The organism is Pontibacter pamirensis (assembly GCF_010015475.1).
In the GTDB taxonomy this organism is placed as follows: Bacteria; Bacteroidota; Bacteroidia; order Cytophagales; family Hymenobacteraceae; genus Pontibacter; species Pontibacter pamirensis.
Map to the genome: position 1 here is coordinate 1 of NZ_SSNI01000106.1, position 1,471 is coordinate 1,471.

The following is a 1,471-nucleotide window of genomic DNA, read 5'->3' on the forward strand; positions in this document are numbered from 1 at the left end:
CATAGCCGTCAGGCTAAGGAGTTGTGCAAAGCTATAAGTAGCTGTAGCTTTGCAGGATGGAGGTAAGTGTAGAAGGATTATTAGAAGGCAAGGAGGAGTTGCTCGAGCAGCTGCAGTCCTTTTTCAAGGAAGAGGAGCTGGAGAAGTTAGCCAGGGAGAGCAGGTTTGTTGAGCGGAGCACCTCGAGGTTGAGCGGTTGGATGTTTCTGCAGCTACATTTGCTCATGGAGTCCAACGGCAAAGAGTTCAGCCTTAGCGACATGTGCCAGGAGGTGTCAGAGAGGCACGGGGTGGAGCTTACCAAGCAGTCGCTGGATGAGCGCTTCAACACCTTTGCCGTCGGATTCATGCGCCAATGCTATCAACTCCTGCTCAGGCAGGTGCTTGATGTGGGCCAGCAGCAGGCTGCCCCTCCCCATTTTTCCAGGGTCATTGTCACAGACTCCACCAGCTTTCAACTGCCGGGTCAATTGGCGGCCTTCTACCGCAGCAACGGAGGCTCTACTTCAGGAGCCTCCGTGAAGTTGCACCAGCAGTATGAGTTGCTGCAGGGCTCGATACTGCGGCTTGAGGTCCGCGACGGCAAGGAGAACGACACGCTTTTTCTCCAGGACCTGGATTACGAGCAAGCTGGAAAGGAGCTGCACATACTGGACCTGGGCTACTACAAGCCAAGGCACCTGCAGGCCCTGGACAGTGCCGGCGGCTTTTTCATCAGCCGCTACAAGACGGGCACCCGCCTCTATATTGATAGGGGGGCAGGCAAGCTGGTGCTGCTGGACTGGAAGCAGTTTCTGGGGCAGTTGGAGGAGGGCAGCAGTTGCCTGCCTGAGGTATATCTGGGCAAAGGCAAAGAGAAGCTCAAGGTGCGGCTTGTTGCCCAGAAGGTGCCGGTGGAGGTGGCAGAGAGACGGGCGGCAAAGCAGCAGCGCAAGCAGGCCAACCAAAGCAAGAGCGGAAGGTACAGCTGGCAGACAAGCGAGGCTAAAAAACAGCTCATGGGCTATAATATCTATATCACCAACACCTGCCTGGAACAGCTCAACCCCCTTCAGGTGCAGCTTTACTACAGGCTGCGTTGGCAGATTGAGCTGCTCTTCAAGATATGGAAGAGCATTATGGAGATAGACAAGGTCGGCCGGATGAGCATCTTCCGCTTTGAGTGCTACCTCTACAGCCGGCTGATGGTCATCCTTCTTTCTACTCAGGTGCAGCGCATGCTCAAAGGCTACCTGGAGCGGCAGCTGGAGGACTTTGAACTCAGCGAGTGGAAGGTGATGAAGCATCTAAAAAAAAGATACTCAAGCTTTGCCAGGCACTCAGCGAAGGCAGCAGAGCCGTGAAAGAGTGGTTTTGGAAAGTGCTCAGAAGGGTAATCAGGATAGGCAGGAAAGAAAAAAGAAGAGACAAAAACGGGCTACTAAAACCATCGCCAAATGATATACTTTACCCTTAGCCTGACGGCTATGGT

1 protein-coding gene is annotated in these 1,471 nt (G+C 53.9%); it reads left to right on the forward strand.

The window, feature by feature from the left end; all coding sequences use genetic code 11:
- Window positions 1–56: 56 nt before the first annotated feature.
- Window positions 57–1,343 (forward strand): IS4 family transposase, encoded by a 1,287-nt coding sequence (locus E1919_RS27120; protein ID WP_162056525.1) that lies wholly within the window; start codon window positions 57–59, stop codon window positions 1,341–1,343.
- Window positions 1,344–1,471: the final 128 nt, after the last annotated feature.